Genomic DNA, 19922 nt, shown 5'->3' on the forward strand with positions numbered 1-19922 from the left:
TACACCCCCGCCGCCGTCGCCAGGTAGAAGTCCAGCAGGCGGGACATCGCCGTCTCCCGCTCGCTCGGCGGCTGTTCGTCCCGCTCCGCGCACGCGGAGCGGACCCCGTGGTGCGGTCCAGTGCTTTCATGCTGCATGCTGGGCAGTTCAGCAGCACCCGACGGTCTCTCAGGTTACGGAGCGGCGCATGACGAGCACCTTCCCCAACATCTCCATCAGCACGGAGCGGTTGGTGCTGCGTCCCCTCGACACGGACGACGTCCCCGCCCTCGCCGAGATGCTGAACGACGAGCAGGTCGCCGCCTGGACCGACGTCCCCCGGCCCTTCACCGAAGAGGCCGCCCGCACCTGGATCACCGAGTGCGCCCCCGCCGAACGCGCGGCCGGCGACGGGCTCGACCTCGCCGTCACCGAGTTCCTCACCCAGCGCCTGGTCGGCCTCATCCGGCTCACCAAGGCCAACTGGCACGTACGGTCCACCGAGATGTCCTACATCGTCGCCCCCTGGGCGCGCGGCGAGGGCTATGCCTCCGAGGCCGCGCTGGCCACCGCGCAGTGGCTCTTCGGCGACCAGAAGTTCGAGCGCGTCGAACTGCGCACCGCCGCCGACAACACCGCCGCGCAGCAGGTCGCCCAGAAGATCGGCTGCATCAGCGAGGGCGTGCTGCGGGGCGCCTGCATAGCCCACGTCCGCACCGAGGACGGCGGCTGGAGCGACGTACGCACCGACTTCATCGTGTGGAGCCTGCTGCCCGAGGACATCGAGGGCGCGGACGGACACCTGGCCGACACCGGCGGATTCACCCCGTACCCGGACTGGAACTGACCTTCGCACGAGGCACCGGCGGCACGGTCCCCGGCCGCACCGGGTAGTCTCACGGAACCCGCCCGTGGCGGGACAGCCGACGACGACCTGCGCAAACCCCAGGAGACTGACGACGATGGCCGACCGGGTCACGGTGATCGGCTGGGACGGTTCGCCGCTGACCGCAGCGGCCCGCGCCGCGCTGGGCGCCGCCACGCTGGTGGCCGGCGCCGCCCACCACCTGGCACTCCCCGAGGTGCCCCCCGGAGCCGAGCGCATCCGGCTCGGCTCCGTCGCCCTCGCCGCCCGCCGCATCGCCGCCCACCGCGGCACCGCGGTCGTCCTCGCCGACGGCGACCCCGGCTTCTTCGGCGTCGTACGGACCCTGCGCGCACCCGAGTTCGGTCTCGAGGTCGAGGTCGTCCCCGGCGTCTCCTCCGTCGCCGCGGCCTTCGCCCGTGCCGGCATGCCCTGGGACGACGCCCAGGTGGTCGTCGCGCATCCGCGCACCCTGCGCCGCGCGGTGAACGTATGCCGAGCCCACACCAAGGTGGCGGTTCTCACCTCACCCGGTGCCGGTCCCGCCGAACTGGGTCTGCTCATGGAGGGCGTCCACCGCACCTTCGTCATCTGCGAGGAACTCGGCACCGGGCGCGAGCAGGTCAGCGTGGTCACCTCCGACAAGGCCGCCGACCACACCTGGCGCGACCCCAATGTCGTCATCGTCGTCGGCGGCCGGGCCGGCGCCGGTGAGTCCGGCGGCTGGCTCGCCGGACGCGACCCCTCCGCCGGGCCCCGCGGCTGGTCGCTGCCCGCCGAGGAGTACGGCGGCGACCTCGGCGAGGGCGAGCGGGAACCGCTGCGCGTCTCCCAGCTCGCCCGGCTCGGGCCGCGGGTCGGCGACCTCGTCTGGGACATCGGCTGCGCGAGCGGCGCCTTCGCCACCGAGGCGGCCCGCGCGGGCGCCGCCGTCATCGCCGTCGACAGCGACCCGCGCGCCTGCGCCCGCACCGAGTCCACCGCCCGCCGGTACGGGGTCCAGCTCCAGATCGTGCACGGCACCGCCCCGCACGTCCTGGAGAACCTCCCCGAGCCGGACGTCGTCAGGGTCGGCGGCGGGGGAGCGGACGTCGTCTCCGCGGTCGCCGACCGCCGTCCGCAGCGCATCGTCACGCACGCCGCCACCCGCGACGGGGCCGAACTCATCGGCCGGAACCTGGCGGAGCACGGCTATCAGGTGGAGTGCGCCCTGCTGCAGTCCGTCGAACTCGACACGAGGGCCTGGACGGAGAAGGAACGGAGCGTCGCGTTCCTGCTCAGTGGGGTGCTGCCCGCGCGCGGCGACTGACCCGATCACCGTCCCCGTGATCGGATTGTCCGACCGTGCGGGGTAGGCTGGCCGATCGTTGTACCGCACCCGGACACCCGATGTTTCGTCGGTCAATGTCCGGAAAGCGCGCCCCTTTTGGGGTGGGTCGTGGTACGGCAGGAACCGGAGGACGCGCAACGTGGCGCAGTCCACAGCGGAACCGTCGCCGATCAAGCTGACGCGACGGCCGTACGGCCGCGACAATGACGGTGAAGGGCTTTGTCGCCTTTTTCGGACGGGCCGTTCGTGCCGCTGGGGACGCACGCTCGTTCTTCAGAGTGGGGCGGTCGGTGCGCCGTTCCGGGTGAGCTGGTCGTAGGAGCACTAACCGATGGGCGAGGGGTACGCATGACCGACACCGGCCAGGTCCCGGGCGAGGGACTGCCGGAGAACGCAGGCATGGTGGAGCAGCCGGGCGTCCCCGCGCCCGACGCGTACGCCTACCTCTCCGACAGTCCCGCCGAGGACGAAGACCTGTTGCTGCCCGGCGCGCAGAGCGCGTGGGGCAACGAGATCGCCCCGCCCGCGCCCGAACCGGTCGTCGAGACCGTGCACCAGCCGGGCCCGCACGAGATGGCCGGCCGCGACAGCGGCTCGGTCGACCTCGGCGGCGTCCGGCTCCCCGAGCCGCCGCAGCAGGCGCCGCGCCGCCCGCTGCACCTCGGCCCGCCCATCCCCGACGTCAACGCCGGCCCGGTGCGCTCCCTCGCCGACCGCGGCCCCGCCGACGTGCCGGTCCGCCAGGCCGGTCCGCCGTCCCTCGGCCCCGAGTACCTCGACGTTCCGCACGCGCGCGAGGCGGCGGTACCGCAGGCCGCTGCGCCCTGGGGCGCGCAGCCCACGGTGGGTGCGGGGGCGGTGGCCGGGGAAACGGTTGTTCCGGTTCCGGAGCCGATGGACGCGGCCCAGGCGGTCGTGGCCCGCGTCACCACGGAGGCGGGGGCGGTACGACAGGACACGCCGGGCACCGCTGTCGCGGTCGCCGCGCAGGACACCGAGGGTGTCGCGGTCGCCGGTGCCGGTGAGGCCGAGGCCGGGGAAACCGGGCCCGGTGCCGCCGCGGGCGGCGTCGAGGCCGCGGCGGGCGTTTCGGCCGGGGGTGGGGAACCGGGGCCCGTCCCGGGCCCGGATCACGGCCTGCCCGGCACGTCCGCCGCCGGTCCCGCGCAGGCGGCCGAGGCGCCGCGGACCGCCGAGGCGGCCCAGGCACCCGCACCCGGGCTCACACCGTCCGCCGAGCCCGCGGCACCGGAGCACGCCCAGGAGCCGGAGGCGTCCCCGGCCGCCGAAGCGCCGTCCGCCGAGCCCGCGGCACCGCAGCACGCCCTGGCGGCCGAGGCACCGCAGACAGAGCAGGCACCGGTCGCCGTGCCCGCCGCCCCGGCCGTCGTGCCGGACCCCGCTCAGGCCGCCGAGGCACCGCGGGCCGCCGTTTCCGAGGACGTCCCGGGGACGGATGCCTCCCACGGCGCTCAGGTACCGGGACTCGGCCCCGCAGCACCGCAGGCCGACGAGGCGGCGGGCGCGGAGGCCGCCGTACCGGCGCAGCCCCGGGCGGCGGAGGCGCCACAGGACGCTCAGGCACCGGGTGCGGTGGCCGACGCTCCGGACCAGGTCCAGGAGGCGGAGGTTCCGCAGGCCGGGTCGCCCGGACCGGAGGCCGTCGCGCCGGAGTTCGCGCAGGAGGCCGAGGCGGCCCGGGCCGTCCAGGTGCCGGGCGCTGCCGTGGCACAGGCCACCGAGGCGGCCGAGTTCTCCGGGACCGGCGGGGTACCGGGTGCCGAACCCGCCCCGCCGCAGACCACCGAGGCGATCGGCGCGGGGGCCGTCGAAGGGCCCGAGGCCGCCCAGGCCGTTCCGGTGCCAGGTGCGGAGGCTCTCGCCCCGGAGCACGTCCCGACGTCCGAGGCTTCCCCGGACGTCCCCGCGCCGGGCGCCGACACCGCCGTACTCCCCGGGACTCCCGCCGCGGAAGCGGACGGCACCGCGGCCGAGGCCGCCGCACCCGCTTCCGGGACGCCGGGCGACGAAGCCCTCCCGGAGACCCCCACGTCCGAGGTCCCGGCCGCCGTCGGTCCGGGAACCCCCACGTCCGAGGTCCCGGCCGCCGTCGGTCCGGAGACCCCCACGTCCGAGGTCCCGGCCGCCGTCGGTCCGGAGACCCTCACGTCCGAGGTCCCGGCCGCCGTCGGCCCGGAGACACCCCGTGCCGCCGACGAGGCGGCCGACGCCGTTCCCGTCCCCGGCACGGGCACGGGCGCGGCCGGGTCCGGCGCGGCCCCGGTCCAGGGCCCCCAGCAGACTTCCGCCACCCCCCTGACCGGCGCCGTCCCCCCGGAGCCCGAGCCGGGCCGGCCCGTGGGGGAGCCCGTCCCCGTGGACGGCACCGTGCCCGCCGCCCCGCACCTCGCGCCGACCCCGCCCCAGGGCGTGGCCGTCCCCACCGGGGAACCCCGCGAGGCGGACGCCGAACCCGCGCAGAGCCCCGAGGACCTCGACACGCAGGGCGCCGGCGTGGACACGGAAACCGCGCGGCCCACCGGTCCGGCCGCCCCCGGCTACGACGACGCCGAGCGCGAGGCCGTACTGAAGGTCATGCGCGAACGCCGGGACATCCGCAACGGCTTCCGCAGCGACCCCATCCCGCACGAGGTGCTGCTCCGCGTCCTGGAGGCCGCCCACACCGCGCCCTCCGTCGGCCACTCGCAGCCCTGGGACTTCGTCGTCATCCGCTCCGCCGAGACCCGGCGCAGCATGCACGAACTGGCCGTGCGCCAGCGCGACGCCTACGCCAAGTCGCTGCCCAAGGGCCGGGCGAAGCAGTTCAAGGAACTGAAGATCGAGGCCATCCTCGACACCCCGGTGAACATCGTCGTCACCGCCGACCCCACCCGTGGCGGCCGCCACACCCTCGGCCGGCACACCCAGCCGCAGATGGCGCCGTACTCCTCCGCGCTCGCGGTGGAGAACCTCTGGCTCGCCGCCCGCGCCGAGGGCCTCGGCGTCGGCTGGGTCAGCTTCTTCGACGAGCGCGAGATGGTGCGTGCGCTGGGGCTCCCCGAACACCTCGAGGTCGTCGCCTACCTGTGCGTGGGCTACGTCGACGAGTTCCCGGACGAGCCCGAGCTGATGCAGGCCGGCTGGTCCAAGCGCCGCCCGCTGTCCTGGGTCGTGCACGAGGAGACGTACGGCCGTCGTGCCCTGCCCGGAGAGGACCCCCACGACCTGCTCGCCGAAACCGTCGCACAGATCCGTCCGCTGGACGCCAAGGCCCTCGGCGAGGCGTGGGAGCGCCAGAAGCGCATGACCAAGCCGGCCGGGGCGCTCGGCATGCTGGAGATCATCTCCGCCCAGCTGTCCGGCCTGTCCCGCCAGTGCCCGCCGCCCATCCCGGAGCCCGCGGCCGTCGCGATCTTCGCCGGGGACCACGGTGTGCACGCCCAGGGCGTCACCCCCTGGCCGCAGGAGGTCACCGCCCAGATGGTGGCCAACTTCCTCGGCGGGGGAGCGGTCTGCAACGCCTTCGCCACCCAGGTCGGCGCGGAGGTCTGCGTCGTCGACGTGGGCGTCTCCTCCGACCTCCCGGCCACCCCCGGTCTGCTGCCGCGCAAGATCCGCGCCGGCACGTCCGACATGACCACCGGGCCCGCGATGACCCGCGAGGAGGCCAAGAAGGCCATCGAGGTCGGCATCGAGACCGCCCGCGACCTGGTCGCGGCCGGCAACAAGGCCCTCCTCACCGGCGAGATGGGCATCGCGAACACCACCGCGTCCGCCGCCCTCATCTCCGTCTTCACCGGTGCCGACCCGGCCGAGGTCACCGGCCGCGGCACCGGCATCAACGACGAGACCCTCGCCCGCAAGACCGAGGTCGTCCGCCGCGCCCTGGAGCTCCACCAGCCGGACCCGGCCGACCCCGTCGGCGTCCTGGCCGCCGTCGGCGGCTTCGAGCACGCCGCCATGGTGGGCCTGCTCCTCGGCGGCGCGTCGCTGCGTACGCCGGTGATCCTGGACGGCGTCAGCGCCGGTGCCGCCGCCCTGGTGGCCCGGGCCATCGCCCCCGAGGTCCTGGCCGCCTGCATCGCGGGCCACCGCAGCGCCGAGCCCGGTCACGTCGCCGCCCTCAACAAACTGGGCCTGCGCCCCCTGGTCGACCTCGACCTCCGCCTCGGCGAAGGCACGGGCGCCCTCCTGGCCCTCCCTCTGGTCCAGAGCACCGCGCGGGCCATGCACGAGGTGGCGACCTTCGATTCGGCAGGGGTGACCGAAAAGTAGCCTGGGCTGCTGTGGGCAGTCGTTCCGCGGGGCGGAACGGGTGGGCACAGCAGCCCACCCGCACGTGCGGGGGCCGGGGGCGGCGCCCCCGGTTCCGGGAAGGGGCGGGCTGGGGAAATCACCCCACCCATCCCGGCCCCCACCGGACGCGCGCTTAAAATCCCCACGTCAGGCCCGCTCCGAAGCCGCAGCGTGCCCGCTGACCCACCGCTTGTCCGAGGAGCCTCACCTGATGGCCGAACACCCCGCCTACCCCGTAGGCCTCCGCCTCACCGGCCGCCGCGTGGTCGTCCTCGGCGGTGGCCAGGTCGCCCAGCGCCGCCTCCCCGCCCTGATCGCCGCCGGCGCCGACATCCACCTCGTGTCCCCCGAGGCCACCCCCTCCGTGGAGGCCATGGCGGACGCCGGCGAGATCACCTGGCACCGGCGCCCCTACGCCGAAGGCGACCTCGAGACCGCCTGGTACGCCCTCATCGCCACCAGCGACACCGAGGCGAACACCCGTGCCTCCGCCGAGGCGGAAGCGCACCGCGTGTGGTGCGTCCGCTCGGACGACGCCGACGCGGCGACGGCGTGGACCCCGGCCACGGGCTCCAGCGAGGGCGTCACGGTGGCCGTCCTCACGACGGAGGCGCGCGGCCGCGACCCCCGCCGCACCGCGGCCGTCCGCGACGCCGTGGTCGAGGGCCTGCGCGACGGCACCCTGGTCGCCCCGCACCACCGCACCCGCACCCCGGGCGTCGCCCTCGTCGGCGGCGGCCCCGGCGACCCGGACCTGATCACCGTGCGCGGCCGCCGCCTGCTCGCCGAGGCCGACGTCGTCATCGCCGACCGGCTCGGCCCGCGCGACCTGCTCGCCGAACTCCCGCCGCACGTCGAGGTGATCGACGCGGCGAAGATCCCCTACGGCCGTTTCATGGCCCAGGAGGCCATCAACAACGCGCTGATCGAACACGCCAGACAGGGCAAGGCGGTGGTCCGGCTCAAGGGCGGAGACCCGTACGTCTTCGGCCGCGGCATGGAGGAACTCCAGGCGCTCGCCGAAGCGGGCATCCCCTGCACCGTCGTCCCCGGCATCTCCAGCTCCATCTCGGTCCCGGGCGTGGCCGGCATCCCCGTCACCCACCGCGGTGTGGCCCACGAGTTCACCGTGGTCAGCGGTCATGTCGCCCCCGACGACGAGCGCTCCCTGGTCGACTGGCCGTCCCTGGCGAAGCTGACCGGCACCCTCGTCGTCCTCATGGGCGTCGACAAGATCGGCCGGATCGCCGAGACCCTGGTGGCGCACGGCAAGTCCCCCGACACCCCGGTCGCCCTCGTCCAGGAGGGCACCACGGCCGCCCAGCGCCGGGTCGACGCCACCCTCGCCACGGTCGCCGAGACGGTCGCCGCCCAGGAGGTCAGGCCGCCGGCCGTCATCGTCATCGGCGAGGTCGTCGCCGTGGGCCCGCGCGGGACGGCGTGACATGGCCGGACTCATCACCGTCGACGACCCCGCCGACCCGCGGCTGCACGACTACACCGGCCTGACCGACGTGGAACTGCGCCGCCGCCGCGAACCCGCCGAGGGCCTGTTCATCGCCGAGGGCGAGAAGGTCATCAGGCGCGCCGGGGAAGCGGGCTACGCGATGCGGTCGATGCTGCTGTCCGCGAAGTGGGTCGACACCATGCGCGACGTCATCGACCGGGCCACCGCCCCGGTGTACGTCGTCGACCCCGCGCTCGCCGAACAGGTCACCGGCTACCACGTGCACCGCGGCGCGCTCGCCTCCATGCAGCGCACACCGCTGCCCGCGGCGGCCGACGTGCTCCGGACCGCCCACCGCGTCGTCGTCATGGAGTCGGTCAACGACCACACCAACATCGGCGCGATCTTCCGCTCCGCGGCGGCCCTCGGCATGGACGCCGTCCTGCTCTCCCCGGACTGCGCCGACCCCCTCTACCGCCGCAGCGTCAAGGTCTCCATGGGCGCGGTCTTCTCCGTGCCGTACGCCCGGCTGGACACCTGGCCCGGGCAACTGGGGGCGGTGCGCGAGGCCGGGTTCAGGCTGCTCGCCCTCACCCCCGACGAGCGGGCCCGGGCCCTGGACGAGGTGGCACCGCACCGCATGGACCGGGTGGCCCTGATGCTGGGCGCGGAAGGGTCCGGTCTGTCCGGCCGGGCCCTGGCCGCCGCCGACGAACGGGTCCGCATCCCGATGTCGCACGGCGTCGACTCCCTCAACGTGGGAGCCGCCGCGGCGGTCGCCTTCTACGCGGTGGCCACGGGGCGCCCAGGGGAGTAGCGGCCCGGATGCCGTTGCCGCCGGGTTCCTAGCCGGGGCCCTGGCAGCCCTGCACCAGCGCGATACCCAGCGCCACCACCAGCGTCACGACGACGAACACGAACAGCCGCTGCCTGAGCAGGCGCGGATTGGCCGGCCGCAGGCCGGTGCCCGTCGTCCGGGGTCCCGGACGACGGGCACCGGTGCCGGACCGGGTGGTGTTGCGGGACGCCGGCGTGGGGCGCGGACCGGACCGTGACGGAGTGCCTCCGCGCGGGGAGCTGTGCGGGGAGCCGTCGCGCGAGGAGCCACTCCGCGAAGGGGGCACGCTCCGGCTGTTCCGTCCGGGGGACGAGCCGCTGTTCCTGGGCGCGGGACCGCGTCTGCGCGGCGGCGGGGTTCCCTGACCGCCCTGCCGGCGCTGCGCCCGCTCCGGGTAGGTGTCCGCGAGGCGTCCGGTCGGCCGCTCCGTCTCGGCGTCGCGTGGGGCCGGCGGACGCACGTCGGCGAGGCCCTGGGCCTCCCGCGCGGCGATCTCCTTGAGCCGCAGCGACAGCTGGAGCGTGCTGGGCCGCTCCTCGGGGTTCTTCGCCAGACACGCGCGGACGAGGGGGGCCAGGGCGTCCGGGACGCCGCGCAGCTGGGCCTCCTCGTGCACCACGCGGTACAGCATCACCTCGGAACTGCCGTGCCCGAAGGGCGAGTCGCCCATCGACGCGTACGCGAGCGTGGCGCCGAGCGAGAACACGTCCGTGGCCGGGGTGACGGCCGCGCCGCGCACCTGCTCCGGGGCGAGGAAACCGGGCGAGCCGACCGCCGTGCCGACGTGCGTGAGCGTCGACGCGCCGGTCGCCCACGCGATGCCGAAGTCGATGATCCGCGGCCCCTTCGGGGACAGCAGGATGTTGGACGGCTTGAGGTCCCGGTGCACCACACCGGCCTCGTGCACGGCGACCAGCCCCTCGGAGAGGGCCGCGCCGACGGCGGCGACGTCGGCCGCGCCGAGCGGTCCCTCGTCGGCGACCTTGTCGTGCAGCGAGGGCCCCGGCACGTACTGCGTGGCGAACCAGGGACGGTCCGCGTCGAGGTCCGCGGCCACCAGCCGGGCCGTGCAGCCGCCGCGGATGCGGCGGGCCGCCGACACCTCGCGCGCGAACCGTGAGCGGAACTCCTGGTCCTCGGCCAGGTCGGGCCGGATGACCTTCAGCGCGACCCGCTGCCCCTTCTTGTCGGAGCCCAGGTAGACCACGCCCATCCCGCCCGCGCCGAGTCGTCGGTGGAGCCTGAAAGAGCCGACGACGCGCGGGTCCTCGCGCCTCAGGCGCATCATCGCCATGTTCATCCCCGCTGCCCGGTCCTGTGACGTGCCACAGCTTACGTTTCCACGGCCGCCCGCGCGCAGAGGCCGCGCCCTCTCGGGGCGGTGGATTGTCAGTGGTGGGTGGGAGACTTGAAGAGTGGTCAGGGAGCGCGCGGGCAAGCCTGGTTCGCGCGGCCGGTGGTCCCAACCACCCGACGGCGAAGGGGGATTGATCGCGTGAAGGGTGACCGTGTGGAGATCGTCGTGGATGCGGGGGACACGACGCGTACGTACGAGGTGGTGGCGAGCAGGGCCGGGCGCCGGGTGGAGACGGCGGTGCGGCGGGGTGTGGTGGAAGTGAGCGAAGTCACCCGAACCGGGGCCGTGGTGCGGACGGCCCGGTTCATGGCGAACCGGGTGCTCGCGCTGGTGGAGCAGCCGGTGCCGCGGGAGGACGGCTCGGAGAAAGCGGGGCAGAGCGGGCGGCCCTTCGGGGATGTCCCTGAGGCGTAGCACCCCGTCTCCACCCAGGGGAGTACACCGGGGGGAGGGGCTCATCCTCCGGGAGGCCCGGCAATCGGTACGAGGGCATGACGCCGGGGGAGGGTCCGGCGCCTAGATTTGAGGTCAAGCGGCGGGTGCAGCACTCGTCCCCCGAGGTCAGACGCCCGCCGCTGCCAACGACAACAGAAACGGCCAGGAGAGGGACCATGGCGTACACGGCACCGCGGACGCTGATCCGCACGCGGGAACGCGGCGAGGGGCGTCGTCATCCGCTGGTGGCGACGCTGATGGCCCTTCCTCTGGCGGTCCTGCTCCTCCTCGTCTTCGACGGGTGGGAGACGGTGGCCACACAGGCGTCGTCCGTGGGCGAGATGCTGGGGCGCTGAACAGCGACCCCAGGCCCGGAAGAGCGGTCCGGGCGGGGACATCCACCCATGAAACCCCGTGGGGACGGGGGTGCGGCGGACGGCAAAATGCCGGCGCAGCTGGGGAGCTGCGCCGGCATTGCTCTGCCCGCGTTTCTTGCCCCGCCTGCCGCCACCGCCATCCGAGGGCAGCCGCCTGCCGCCGTTTCCGCGGGCAGTCGTGCCTCCCCCAGTGCCTCAAAGGCCTGGGAGGTGCCCCCAGGGCGGCACGGGTGGGCGCGACGGCACCCCGCAAGCGCCGGGTTGCGCGAACACCGCCCGGCTCACACCGACGCGGAGCACCCCGCAAGCGCCGGGCCGCGCGAACACCCCCCGACCCACCCCACCGCCGGGGCACCCGCACGCACGGGCCCACGCCGCCCCGGCAACCGCCCCGTACCCTCACCCCGTGACCACGGACCTCCTCCCCGCCCTGACAGCCCACGTCACGGCATCGGCCCACGCGAGCCCCCGCACCTGCCGCTGTACCACCGCCACCCTCGCCGCCCGCGAGGACGCCACCGTCGTACGGCACGCCGGCACCGTCGCCAAGGCCCACGCCCCCGACGCCGACCCCGCCGAGCTGACCCTCCGTCTCACCGTGGCCACCCGGCTCCCCGGCATCCTCCTCCCCCCACTCACCCCGACCCCCGCCGCACTGCACGGACGACTCGTCACCCACTGGCCGTACGGCACTCCCGTGGACCCGGACGCCCCGGACGCCGCCCCCTGGGAAGCCGCGGCCGCCCTCCTCGCCCGCCTCCACCGGACCCCCGCCCCCACCGCCGTACCCCCCATGCGCGGCCCCGCCAAGGCCGCACACGCCCTCGCACTCCTCCACACCACCGCCCCCCACCACCCCGCCACCGCTCCCGTCCTGCAGGCCTGGGCCGCCCTCCCGCCCTGGGCCCGCGGCGAGGCCCCCATGTTGGACACCGCCACCCTCTGCCACGGCGACCTCCACCTCGGACAGCTCGTACGCCATCCCGCTCCCGACGGCCCCTGGCTGCTCATCGACGTCGACGACCTCGGCACGGGTGTACCGGCGTGGGACCTGGCCCGTCCGGCGGCCTGGTACGCCTGCGGACTGCTCGTTCCCGACGAGTGGCACCGCTTCCTGACCGCCTACCGCGCGGCCGGCGGCCCGGCCGTGCCGTCCGGCGGCGACCCCTGGACCGCGCTGGACGTCCCGGCCCGCGCCCTCACGGCCCAGACCGCCGCCCGCGCCGTCACCAAGGCCGTCGTGGCCGGCCGACCCCTGGACGAGGTGGAACAGTCGCTGGTCGACGCCTGCGCGCGCATGGGCTCGGTCCGCCCCGTCACCCCGTCGGGCTGAGCCGAAGTTCCGCGACGTAGGGTGCAACCGACCCGCAGCCGGACAGAGTCTGTCCTGGCGATACGCGAAGCAGGAACGACCGGCGAGGAGTTGAACCGATCATGCAGTGTCCGAAGTGCCGTGCCCCGATGCACACCTACAACCGCAACGGTGTCCAGATCGAGCAGTGCAGCGGGTGCCGAGGCATCTTCCTCGACTACGGCGAGCTGGAGTCGCTGACCCGGCTGGAGAGCCAGTGGTCGCAGCCCGCGCCGCCGCCTCCGCCCGCCGCCCCGCAGGCATACCCGGCCGCCCCGGTCGCCCCGGCTCCCGCCTGGGGCGCCCCGCACGCCGGTCACGGCCACCACGGTCACCACCGCCACAAGAGCTTCGGGCACATGCTCTTCTCCAGCTGACGGACGCACGACGAAGCCCCCGGTCGGAGGACCGGGGGCTTCGGGCGGTGTGGACGATACTGGGATTGAACCAGTGACCTCTTCCGTGTCAGGGAAGCGCTCTCCCGCTGAGCTAATCGTCCTCGGGAACACGACCACTCCGCGGAGTGGTCGTGTGTACTGCGTGCGCGATACTGGGATTGAACCAGTGACCTCTTCCGTGTCAGGGAAGCGCTCTCCCGCTGAGCTAATCGCGCGGGGGATCCGGGGATCCGGGATCCGAAGATCCAGTGGACGATACTGGGATTGAACCAGTGACCTCTTCCGTGTCAGGGAAGCGCTCTCCCGCTGAGCTAATCGTCCTTGGAGGTGGAGACGGGATTTGAACCCGTGTAGACGGCTTTGCAGGCCGTTGCCTCGCCTCTCGGCCACTCCACCAGGAGTGTAGGGGGCCGGGAAGCCCCCTCTTCCTTCGAGCGGACGACGAGGCTCGAACTCGCGACCTCAACCTTGGCAAGGTTGCGCTCTACCAACTGAGCTACGTCCGCCTGTCGTTTCGGTCGGCTTGCGCGTCCCGGCGACGAACTGAACTCTAGCGGATTCCGGGGCCAGTACAAAAACCCGTTTGTGCAGCGTGCTGCGCTGCGCCTGCTCACGGACATGCCCAGGTCACCGGAACCGTGCCCGCCATAGACTCGTCGTGTGCTGGACCTGCCCCCTCTCGCCCGCTTCGGCGACCGCGTCGCCACCGGTCTCCTCGACGTCACCGACGACCCCGCCGCCCTGGATTCCACGGGGTTCTGGGCCGTCGCCGCCGACTTCGAGGGCCGGCTGACCTGCGCCCGCTTCCGGGAGGTCCGGGAGCAGCCGGTTCCCGCCCCCGTGCCGGGGGCCTGGCGGGGGCCGGCGGCCGGCGACTGGACGTCCTCGCTCGACCGTGACGCGTACACGATGGCCGTACGCCGTATCCGCGACCACATAGCCGCCGGCGAGGTCTACCAGGCGAACCTCTGCCGTGTCCTGTCCGCGCCCGTACCGTCCGGCGCCGACGTGGACGCCCTCACCGCCCTGCTCGCCCGGGGCAACCCGGCACCGTATGCAGGAACGATTCGCCTGCCCGGCCGCGGGGTGGAGATCGCCACCGCGTCACCCGAACTGTTCCTGCGGCGGGAGGGCCGGGTCGTCGAGTCCGGGCCGATCAAGGGCACCGGGCGCACCGAGGCCGACCTGCTGGAGAAGGACTACGCCGAGAACGTGATGATCGTCGACCTGGTCCGCAACGACATCGGACGGGTCTGCGACACCGGCACGGTGACCGTGCCCGACCTGTGCGCCGTCGAGAAGCATCCGGGACTCGTCCACCTCGTGTCGACCGTGCGGGGCGAGCTGCGAGGCGGCGCGGGATGGCCCGAGCTGCTCGGTGCCGCCTTCCCGCCCGGCTCCGTCACCGGCGCGCCCAAGTCCAGCGCGCTGCGGATCATCGACGCGCTGGAGACGGCGCCCCGCGGTCCGTACTGCGGCGGCATCGGCTGGGTCGACGCCGACCGCGGCACCGGCGTGCTCGCGGTGGGCATCCGCACCTTCTGGATCGACCGGACCACGGGCGGTGACGCCGTCCTGCGGTTCGGCACCGGCGCCGGGATCACCTGGGGCTCCGACCCCGAGGGGGAGTGGCGGGAGACCGAGCTGAAGGCCTCCCGGCTGCTCGCGGTAGCGTCGGGAACGTACGAGATGAGTGAAGGGACCCAGAGGTGAAGATCTGGCTCGACGGCGGGCTGCAGGACACCGAGTCCGCCCGCGTCTCCGTCTTCGACCACGGACTGACCGTGGGCGACGGAATCTTCGAGACGGTGAAGGCCGTGGACGGCCGTCCGTTCGCGCTCACCCGGCACCTCGACCGGCTGACCCGCTCGGCCCGCGGGCTCGGACTGCCCGACCCCGACCTCGACGAGGTCCGCCGCGCCTGCGCCGCCGTCCTCGAGGCCAACCCGATGCCGCTCGGCCGGCTGCGCCTCACCTACACCGGCGGCCACGGCCCGCTCGGCTCCGACCGCGGCGAGCACGGTCCGACCCTCGTGGTCGCGCTCGGTGCGACCACCCGCCGCCCCGACTCCACCGCGGTGATCACCGTCCCCTGGACCCGCAACGAACGCGGCGCGCTCACCGGCCTGAAGACCACCTCGTACGCCGAGAACGTCGTCGCCCTCGCCCGGGCCCGCGAGCGGGGCGCGTCCGAGGCGCTGTTCGGCAACACCGTGGGACAGCTCTGCGAGGGCACCGGGTCGAACGTCTTCGTCGTCCTCGACGGCGAGCTCCACACCCCGCCCCTCGCCTCCGGCTGCCTCGCCGGCATCACCCGGGCCCTCGTCGTCGAGTGGACCGGCGCCAAGGAGACCGACCTGCCGCTGGACGTGCTGGAACGGGCCGAGGAGATCTTCCTCACCTCCACCCTGCGCGACGTCCAGGCCGTGCACCGCGTCGACGGCCGCGAACTGCCCGGTGCCCCCGGCCCGGTGACCGCCAAGGCCATGCGGATCTTCGACGAGCGCTCCGGGGCCGACCTCGATCCGTGACGGACCCGGAATTCGGCTGATCCCGGGCGCGGCACCGGGTAGAACACCGTTGATGACCACCACCCTGCGGCCGGTCGAGCCGCTTCAGCAGAATCCCGACGGCACGCGCTCGCGCCGCTACCAGGTGTGCGTGAACAGCCGTCCCGTCGGGACGGTCCATCTCGGCACGCATCCCGTCTTCGGCGATGCCGTGGCCCGGATCACGAACCTGCGCATCGAGGAGCCGGACCGCCGGCGCGGCCGGGGCACGGTGGCCGCGCTCGCCGCGGAGGAGGTGGCGCGCGGCTGGGGGTGCCGCCGTATCGAGGCGACGGTCCCCGCCGACGCCCGGGCCGCCCTCGGGCTCGCCACGGCGCTCGGCTACGTCGTGCGCAACCGGACCATGGAGAAGGCCCTCGCGGACACCCCGCCCGTGCTTCCGGAGGGCAGCGTGGCCCGGCCCATGACCGAGGACGAGTTCGGCCCCTGGTCGGCCAGGGGCCGGGAGAACTACGCGGGGGACTGGATCCGGCGCGGGGTGCCGGAGGCCGAGGCGCGGGCCAAGGCGGCGAACGACCACGCCGCGCTGCTGCCCGACGGCCGCGCCACCGAGGACATGCTCTTCAGCGTCCTCGAACACGAGGGCACCCCCGTGGGCACCCTGTGGCTGTCGGTGCGCGGGGAGCGGGCCTACGTCTTCGACGTCGAGGCCGACGCCGCCCACCGCGGCCGGGGACACGGACGTACGCTCATGCTGCTCGCCGAGGCCCAGGCGGTCGCCGCGGGCAACCGGGTCGTGGGCCTCAACGTGTTCGCCGGGAACACCCCGGCGGAGCGGCTCTACGACTCACTCGGCTACGGCACGACGCAGTACTCGATGTACAAGCCGCTCCTGTGACGGCGGGCGGGGCCCGCGGGGCCCGGGCTCAGCCCTCCTGCCCGGCCAGCAGCCGGTCCGCGATCTCCTCGACGCGCTCGCGCAGGCCCTCCTGGCTCTTGCCGCCGTCGAGGCGCTCACCGCCGATGACGTACGTCGGGGTGCCCGTCACCCCGATCGCCTTGCCCTCGGCCTGGTCCGCGTCCACGATCAGGATGTGCCGTCCGTCGATCAGCGCGGTGTCGAACTCCTCGGCGTCCAGACCGAGTTCCCGGGCGACCTCGACGAGGAAGTCCTCTCCCCGGCGGTCCAGCTCCTCGACCCGTCCCAGCACGGCCTCGACGTACGGCCATCCCCGCCCCTGCTCCAGCGCCTCCTCGGCGGCCTGGGCGGCGGCGAAGGAGTGCTTGTGCTTCTCCAGCGGGAAGTGCCGCAGCCGCAGCTCCAGGCGGTCGCCGTAGCGGGCCCGCAGGGCACGGAGGTCGTCGAGGGCGGTGCGGCAGTCCGGACACTGCAGCTCGCACCAGACGTCGAGGACGGGGGCGGCGGGACGGGCGGAGGAGGAGTCGTTCATGGCCACAGTCTCCCAGCCGGGCCGCCCGCCACCCAATCGGAGGCAGGACGCTCCGGAGCGGGCCCGGGCCCGAGGCCGGGGCCCGCCTTCCGGCCCGTCCGGGGCCGAAGGCCGAGGCGGGGTGCGCACCGGGACCTGCGGAGGAGTGCCGACCCGGAGATGTCCCTGATGTCCGGCCGGACCATGGCCCGGCGGGGCCCCGCAGGTGCAGGATGGAAGGGACGAAGCGCCGCAGCGCCCCACCTGCCTGGAGGACCGGATGATTGCCGAGACCGTCTGCTCCGCCGTCTCCGCGGCAGGCCTGGGCATCGCGGTGGTCGCGGCCTACCGCAAACGCTTCCTCACGGCCGCCCGCATCGCCGCCTACTCGCTCGTGCCCCTCGGCCTGGTGATGACCGGCGTCGTCGACTGGCTGGCCGACACCGCCTTCAGCCCGACGGCATGGGCCGGCTTCGGAGTGCTCGGCCTGTCCTGGGTGCTGTTCGCGACCACCCGCACCGTGGAGCGCCGGCGCGGCGGCACCCGTAAGGAGCGCAAGGCCGCGCGGGCCGCGGCACGGCCCGAGGCGGTGGCACCCGGCGCCTCCGCGCCCTCCCTGGGCCAGGGAGCCCGCCCGGCGGCCCGTCCCGCTCCCGCATCCCGGGGCGAGGACGACTTCAGCGACATCGAGGCCATCCTCAAGAAGCACGGCATATGACGGTGGCGCGCCGCGGGTGAACGCGCGTGCGACCGGCAGAAACGTCACAGGGCGTCCCGGAGCGCCCGGAAGCGATCACAACCCGAACCGTAGATCGCGGAATCGGCGAACTCGCACGCACTCCGTGAGTGTTGATCGCGTCGGGTGCTCCCGATGCGTCATCATCACCGCGAGATGCTGGACACGACACAGAGCGATGCCGCGCCGCAGCAGGACGAGCCGCGTGGATGCCTCTTCGCCCTTTCCCAGCCACCGCTGATGATCTTCCTGGCGGTGATCGGGTGTCTGCTGCTCACGGCTGCCCTGCACGACCTGCTGTGGCTGTGAGCCGTACCCGCGGTACCCGGCGTCACCCGTCGGGACCGCGTCGGCACGGCATCGGACGGCTGCTCCGCCGGCCGCGGGGCGGCCCCGGGAGGTCAGCCCGCCGCCTCCTTGCGCCGTGCCCGGTAGGCGGCCACGTGCAGACGGTTGCCGCAGGTGCGGCTGTCGCAGTAGCGGCGCGAGCGGTTGCGGGAGAGATCGACGAAGGCGTGCCGGCAGTCCGGGGCCTCACAGCGGCGCAGCCGCTCCTGCTCCCCGGCGACCACGAAGAACGCCAGCGCCATCCCGCAGTCGGCGGCCAGGTGGTCGGCCACGGAGGCGCCGGGCGCGAAGTAGTGCACGTGCCAGTCGTAGCCGTCGTGGTCGGTGAGCCGGGGTGTGGTGCCCGCGGCCGCGATCAGCTCGTTGATCAGCGTGGCGGCCGCGCGGGCGTCCGGAGCGGCGAAGACCGCCGCGAACCGGCCGCGGATCTTGCGCACCGCGGCCAGGTCGAACTCCGTGAGCACCCCGACCTCGCTGACCTTGTGCTGCCGCACGAACTCCCCGAGGGCCGCGACGTCCGGCAGCCCCTCCGGTGTCGTGTCGTCCTCCGGCGCGGAGTTCACCAGATCCACCACGGTGTCGAGTGCGCACCGGGTGTCGTGGGTGATCAGCACAGTTCGCTCCCTGGCCTGGGGGTCGGGCGGGCGCCCGCCGATGCTGGCCGATGGTAGTGGCTCCGGCGCGCCCCGTACCTCCCCGCTCCGCACATGGCTTCGAATGCAACGCGCGGACCTCGGCCGTCGTTCCCGATCACCCGTCCGGCCGGCACCGGTCCGGCGTGCGCGCAGCACAACGGCGCCGCCCGCGGAACCCCGCGGTGTCGGCGCCGTCGTGTGTGAGCCGTATGCGGCTGCCCGTATGCGGCTGTCCGGGCCCGAGCCGTCTCCCCGAGTCGACGGCGCCGGGCGGCTTCGTGAGCCTCGCCTAGCTTTCCGCCAGGATGTGTGAGAGCTCCTGGTCGAGATCGAAGTGCCGGTGCTCCGTACCGGGCGGCACGGCGGCGTCGGTGCGCTTCAGGAAGGACTCCAGGGCCCTTGCCGGGGCCTCGAGCAGGGCCTCCCCCTCCGGCGAGCTCAGGGCGATGCAGACGACGCCCTGACCGTGACTGCGCGACGGCCAGACACGGACGTCGCCGGTGCCCGTGGGGCGGTGAAGTCCCTCGGCGAGGAGGTCGCGGGCGAACACCCACTCGACGGTTTCCTCGGCTCCGGTGTGGAAGGTGGCGTGCACGGCGTAGGGGTCGGCCGTGTCGTACCGCAGGCCTGCGGGGACAGGCAGGGAGGACTCGCTCGACACAACGAGGCGCAGGTGCAGCTCGCAGCTGACCGTGGTGTTCATAAGCGCCAGGGCCTTTCGCTCAGTGTGCGCTCGGGGATTCGCACGTCGGCCAAATCGACATGCCACCTACGGTGCCGTTGTAAACCCCTCTGAGTGTTTTGCGTGGGTTTACGTAACTCTTCCGGCCGAAAGATCGTTCGCGCCCTGCGCCCATTCCGGTGATGTGTTTCGCTCGGGTAGTGTTTGGCTGTATGAACACGGGGAGTGGCATGTCTGGCGAGGCCGCGGTGGCGGCCCACGGGGTGACGGTGGACGAGAGCGAGAGCCGTGAAGAGCGAGGGCTCGGATCGCGCGCACCGGAGTTCGTCAAGGCGCGCCGCGCGCTGCACCTGAGCTGGCAGGTCGGCGTCTTCATAGTCGGCCTCGCGGTCGTGGCGGCCGGTGCCGCGATGCTGGTGCTGCCCGGCCCGGGCTGGGTCGTGATCTTCGGCGGTATGGCGATCTGGGCGACCGAGTTCGTCTGGGCCCAGCTGGTGCTGCGCTGGACCAAGCGCAAGGTCACCGAGGCGGCCCAGCGGGCCCTGGACCCCAAGGTCCGGCGCCGGAACATCATCCTGACCTCGGTCGGCGTGGTGATCGCGGCCGGTCTGGCCGGGGCCTACCTGTGGAAGTTCGGCCTCGTGCTGCCCTGGAAGATCGAGGACCAGTGACGCGCGGCGGGGAGCGGGCGCACCGCTCCCCGCCGGTCACGGGCACCCCCTGACATGGGGTAATGTTCTTCCTGCGTCCGGGCGATTAGCTCAGTGGGAGAGCGCTTCGTTCACACCGAAGAGGTCACTGGTTCGAACCCAGTATCGCCCACCGGATCATCAGGCGGCCCGGCTCACCAGTGGTGGGCAAGAAGGGCAACTTCTCCCTCGCCGCCCACCGGGACGGACACGGCGCGA

19 protein-coding genes and 6 tRNA genes are annotated in these 19922 nt (G+C 73.8%); 16 read left to right on the forward strand and 9 right to left on the reverse strand.

Annotated elements, in window-relative coordinates; translation table 11 throughout:
- The first annotated feature begins 187 nt into the window (after positions 1-187).
- The 5 genes from AB0A94_RS37470 (at position 188) to AB0A94_RS37490 (ending at position 8734) form a co-directional block, all read left to right on the forward strand.
- On the forward strand, positions 188-826 hold the full coding sequence (locus AB0A94_RS37470) for a GNAT family N-acetyltransferase (protein ID WP_361751358.1): 639 nt from the start codon (positions 188-190) through the stop codon (positions 824-826).
- Between the two features lie 115 nt (positions 827-941).
- On the forward strand, positions 942-2153 hold the full coding sequence (gene cbiE / locus AB0A94_RS37475; protein ID WP_361751360.1) for a precorrin-6y C5,15-methyltransferase (decarboxylating) subunit CbiE: 1212 nt from the start codon (positions 942-944) through the stop codon (positions 2151-2153).
- A gap of 369 nt (positions 2154-2522) precedes the next feature.
- Positions 2523-6449 (forward strand): nicotinate-nucleotide--dimethylbenzimidazole phosphoribosyltransferase, encoded by a 3927-nt coding sequence (cobT, locus tag AB0A94_RS37480; RefSeq protein ID WP_361751362.1) that lies wholly within the window; start codon positions 2523-2525, stop codon positions 6447-6449.
- Positions 6450-6681: 232 nt separating this feature from the next.
- Positions 6682-7914 carry a uroporphyrinogen-III C-methyltransferase gene (gene cobA, locus AB0A94_RS37485; protein WP_361751364.1) on the forward strand — a complete coding sequence of 411 codons (1233 nt, stop codon included), beginning with the start codon at positions 6682-6684 and terminating at the stop codon, positions 7912-7914.
- Position 7915: 1 nt separating this feature from the next.
- Positions 7916-8734, forward strand: coding sequence for an RNA methyltransferase (locus AB0A94_RS37490; protein ID WP_361751366.1), 819 nt, complete (start codon positions 7916-7918; stop codon positions 8732-8734).
- Between the two features lie 28 nt (positions 8735-8762).
- On the opposite strand, the gene AB0A94_RS37495 is transcribed toward AB0A94_RS37490, so the two are convergent.
- On the reverse strand, positions 8763-10055 hold the full coding sequence (locus AB0A94_RS37495) for a serine/threonine-protein kinase (RefSeq protein ID WP_361751368.1): 1293 nt from the start codon (positions 10053-10055) through the stop codon (positions 8763-8765).
- 195 nt (positions 10056-10250) lie between these two features.
- On the opposite strand from AB0A94_RS37495, the gene AB0A94_RS37500 reads away from it, so the two are divergent.
- The 4 genes from AB0A94_RS37500 (at position 10251) to AB0A94_RS37515 (ending at position 12652) form a co-directional block, all read left to right on the forward strand.
- Positions 10251-10526: a hypothetical protein gene (locus AB0A94_RS37500; RefSeq protein WP_030221752.1), complete on the forward strand. Its 276-nt coding sequence runs from the start codon at positions 10251-10253 to the stop codon at positions 10524-10526.
- Between the two features lie 197 nt (positions 10527-10723).
- The gene (locus tag AB0A94_RS37505) at positions 10724-10903 is read left to right on the forward strand and encodes a hypothetical protein (protein ID WP_030867596.1); all 180 of its coding nucleotides are present in this window, start codon (positions 10724-10726) and stop codon (positions 10901-10903) included.
- 427 nt (positions 10904-11330) lie between these two features.
- Entirely contained in the window at positions 11331-12257 is a 927-nt protein-coding gene (locus tag AB0A94_RS37510) for a phosphotransferase (RefSeq protein ID WP_361751371.1), read from the forward strand.
- 101 nt (positions 12258-12358) lie between these two features.
- On the forward strand, positions 12359-12652 hold the full coding sequence (locus tag AB0A94_RS37515; RefSeq protein ID WP_361751373.1) for a zf-TFIIB domain-containing protein: 294 nt from the start codon (positions 12359-12361) through the stop codon (positions 12650-12652).
- Positions 12653-12702: 50 nt separating this feature from the next.
- Here AB0A94_RS37515 and AB0A94_RS37520 read toward each other — a convergent pair.
- The 5 genes from AB0A94_RS37520 to AB0A94_RS37540 all read right to left on the reverse strand — a co-directional run bounded on the left by AB0A94_RS37520 (position 12703) and on the right by AB0A94_RS37540 (position 13179).
- Positions 12703-12774: transfer RNA gene (locus AB0A94_RS37520), tRNA-Val, on the reverse strand.
- Between the two features lie 42 nt (positions 12775-12816).
- A tRNA-Val gene (locus tag AB0A94_RS37525) sits at positions 12817-12888 on the reverse strand.
- A gap of 34 nt (positions 12889-12922) precedes the next feature.
- A tRNA-Val gene (locus AB0A94_RS37530) sits at positions 12923-12994 on the reverse strand.
- 1 nt (position 12995) lies between these two features.
- A tRNA-Cys gene (locus AB0A94_RS37535) sits at positions 12996-13069 on the reverse strand.
- A gap of 37 nt (positions 13070-13106) precedes the next feature.
- Positions 13107-13179 (reverse strand) — tRNA-Gly (locus tag AB0A94_RS37540).
- A gap of 154 nt (positions 13180-13333) precedes the next feature.
- Here AB0A94_RS37540 and AB0A94_RS37545 point away from each other — a divergent pair.
- The 3 genes from AB0A94_RS37545 to AB0A94_RS37555 are packed head-to-tail and all read left to right on the forward strand — an operon-like array spanning position 13334 to position 16081.
- The gene (locus AB0A94_RS37545) at positions 13334-14386 is read left to right on the forward strand and encodes a chorismate-binding protein (protein ID WP_361751375.1); all 1053 of its coding nucleotides are present in this window, start codon (positions 13334-13336) and stop codon (positions 14384-14386) included.
- The gene (locus AB0A94_RS37550; RefSeq protein ID WP_361751377.1) at positions 14383-15204 is read left to right on the forward strand and encodes an aminodeoxychorismate lyase; all 822 of its coding nucleotides are present in this window, start codon (positions 14383-14385) and stop codon (positions 15202-15204) included. The genes AB0A94_RS37545 and AB0A94_RS37550 overlap by 4 nt, the downstream gene beginning before the upstream one ends.
- A 52-nt stretch (positions 15205-15256) precedes the next feature.
- Entirely contained in the window at positions 15257-16081 is an 825-nt protein-coding gene (locus AB0A94_RS37555) for a GNAT family N-acetyltransferase (RefSeq protein ID WP_361751379.1), read from the forward strand.
- Positions 16082-16109: 28 nt separating this feature from the next.
- Here AB0A94_RS37555 and AB0A94_RS37560 read toward each other — a convergent pair whose 3' ends face one another.
- Positions 16110-16634, reverse strand: a complete 525-nt coding sequence (locus AB0A94_RS37560) for a DsbA family protein (protein WP_361751380.1) — start codon at positions 16632-16634, stop codon at positions 16110-16112.
- A 259-nt stretch (positions 16635-16893) separates the two neighbouring features.
- Here AB0A94_RS37560 and AB0A94_RS37565 point away from each other — a divergent pair, with 259 nt between their 5' ends.
- Positions 16894-17331 (forward strand): hypothetical protein, encoded by a 438-nt coding sequence (locus AB0A94_RS37565; RefSeq protein WP_361751381.1) that lies wholly within the window; start codon positions 16894-16896, stop codon positions 17329-17331.
- Between the two features lie 153 nt (positions 17332-17484).
- Positions 17485-17658, forward strand: a complete 174-nt coding sequence (locus AB0A94_RS37570; protein ID WP_217130043.1) for a hypothetical protein — start codon at positions 17485-17487, stop codon at positions 17656-17658.
- A gap of 92 nt (positions 17659-17750) precedes the next feature.
- Here AB0A94_RS37570 and AB0A94_RS37575 read toward each other — a convergent pair whose 3' ends face one another.
- Together AB0A94_RS37575 and AB0A94_RS37580 are read right to left on the reverse strand one after the other, a co-directional pair.
- Entirely contained in the window at positions 17751-18311 is a 561-nt protein-coding gene (locus AB0A94_RS37575) for a CGNR zinc finger domain-containing protein (RefSeq protein ID WP_361751382.1), read from the reverse strand.
- A 310-nt stretch (positions 18312-18621) separates the two neighbouring features.
- Positions 18622-19035, reverse strand: coding sequence for an SsgA family sporulation/cell division regulator (locus tag AB0A94_RS37580; protein ID WP_004002642.1), 414 nt, complete (start codon positions 19033-19035; stop codon positions 18622-18624).
- A gap of 191 nt (positions 19036-19226) precedes the next feature.
- On the opposite strand from AB0A94_RS37580, the gene AB0A94_RS37585 reads away from it, so the two are divergent.
- Both AB0A94_RS37585 and AB0A94_RS37590 read left to right on the forward strand, forming a co-directional pair.
- Positions 19227-19685, forward strand: a complete 459-nt coding sequence (locus AB0A94_RS37585; RefSeq protein ID WP_361751384.1) for a TIGR02611 family protein — start codon at positions 19227-19229, stop codon at positions 19683-19685.
- Positions 19686-19764: 79 nt separating this feature from the next.
- Positions 19765-19836, forward strand: a tRNA-Val gene (locus tag AB0A94_RS37590).
- Positions 19837-19922 lie beyond the last annotated feature (86 nt).

Origin of the sequence: Streptomyces sp. NPDC044984 (assembly GCF_040646935.1) — a bacterium.
Taxonomy (GTDB): domain Bacteria; phylum Actinomycetota; class Actinomycetes; order Streptomycetales; family Streptomycetaceae; genus Streptomyces.

Coding starts and splice junctions, on each gene's coding strand:
- AB0A94_RS37470 (WP_361751358.1), top strand. CDS start 188: ATGACGAGCACCTTCCCCAACATCTCCATCAGCACGGAGCGGTTGGTG.
- cbiE (WP_361751360.1), top strand. CDS start 942: ATGGCCGACCGGGTCACGGTGATCGGCTGGGACGGTTCGCCGCTGACC.
- cobT (WP_361751362.1), top strand. CDS start 2,523: ATGACCGACACCGGCCAGGTCCCGGGCGAGGGACTGCCGGAGAACGCA.
- cobA (WP_361751364.1), top strand. CDS start 6,682: ATGGCCGAACACCCCGCCTACCCCGTAGGCCTCCGCCTCACCGGCCGC.
- AB0A94_RS37490 (WP_361751366.1), top strand. CDS start 7,916: ATGGCCGGACTCATCACCGTCGACGACCCCGCCGACCCGCGGCTGCAC.
- AB0A94_RS37495 (WP_361751368.1), bottom strand. CDS start 10,055: ATGAACATGGCGATGATGCGCCTGAGGCGCGAGGACCCGCGCGTCGTC.
- AB0A94_RS37505 (WP_030867596.1), top strand. CDS start 10,724: ATGGCGTACACGGCACCGCGGACGCTGATCCGCACGCGGGAACGCGGC.
- AB0A94_RS37515 (WP_361751373.1), top strand. CDS start 12,359: ATGCAGTGTCCGAAGTGCCGTGCCCCGATGCACACCTACAACCGCAAC.
- AB0A94_RS37555 (WP_361751379.1), top strand. CDS start 15,257: ATGACCACCACCCTGCGGCCGGTCGAGCCGCTTCAGCAGAATCCCGAC.
- AB0A94_RS37560 (WP_361751380.1), bottom strand. CDS start 16,634: ATGAACGACTCCTCCTCCGCCCGTCCCGCCGCCCCCGTCCTCGACGTC.
- AB0A94_RS37565 (WP_361751381.1), top strand. CDS start 16,894: ATGATTGCCGAGACCGTCTGCTCCGCCGTCTCCGCGGCAGGCCTGGGC.
- AB0A94_RS37570 (WP_217130043.1), top strand. CDS start 17,485: ATGCGTCATCATCACCGCGAGATGCTGGACACGACACAGAGCGATGCC.
- AB0A94_RS37580 (WP_004002642.1), bottom strand. CDS start 19,035: ATGAACACCACGGTCAGCTGCGAGCTGCACCTGCGCCTCGTTGTGTCG.
- AB0A94_RS37585 (WP_361751384.1), top strand. CDS start 19,227: ATGAACACGGGGAGTGGCATGTCTGGCGAGGCCGCGGTGGCGGCCCAC.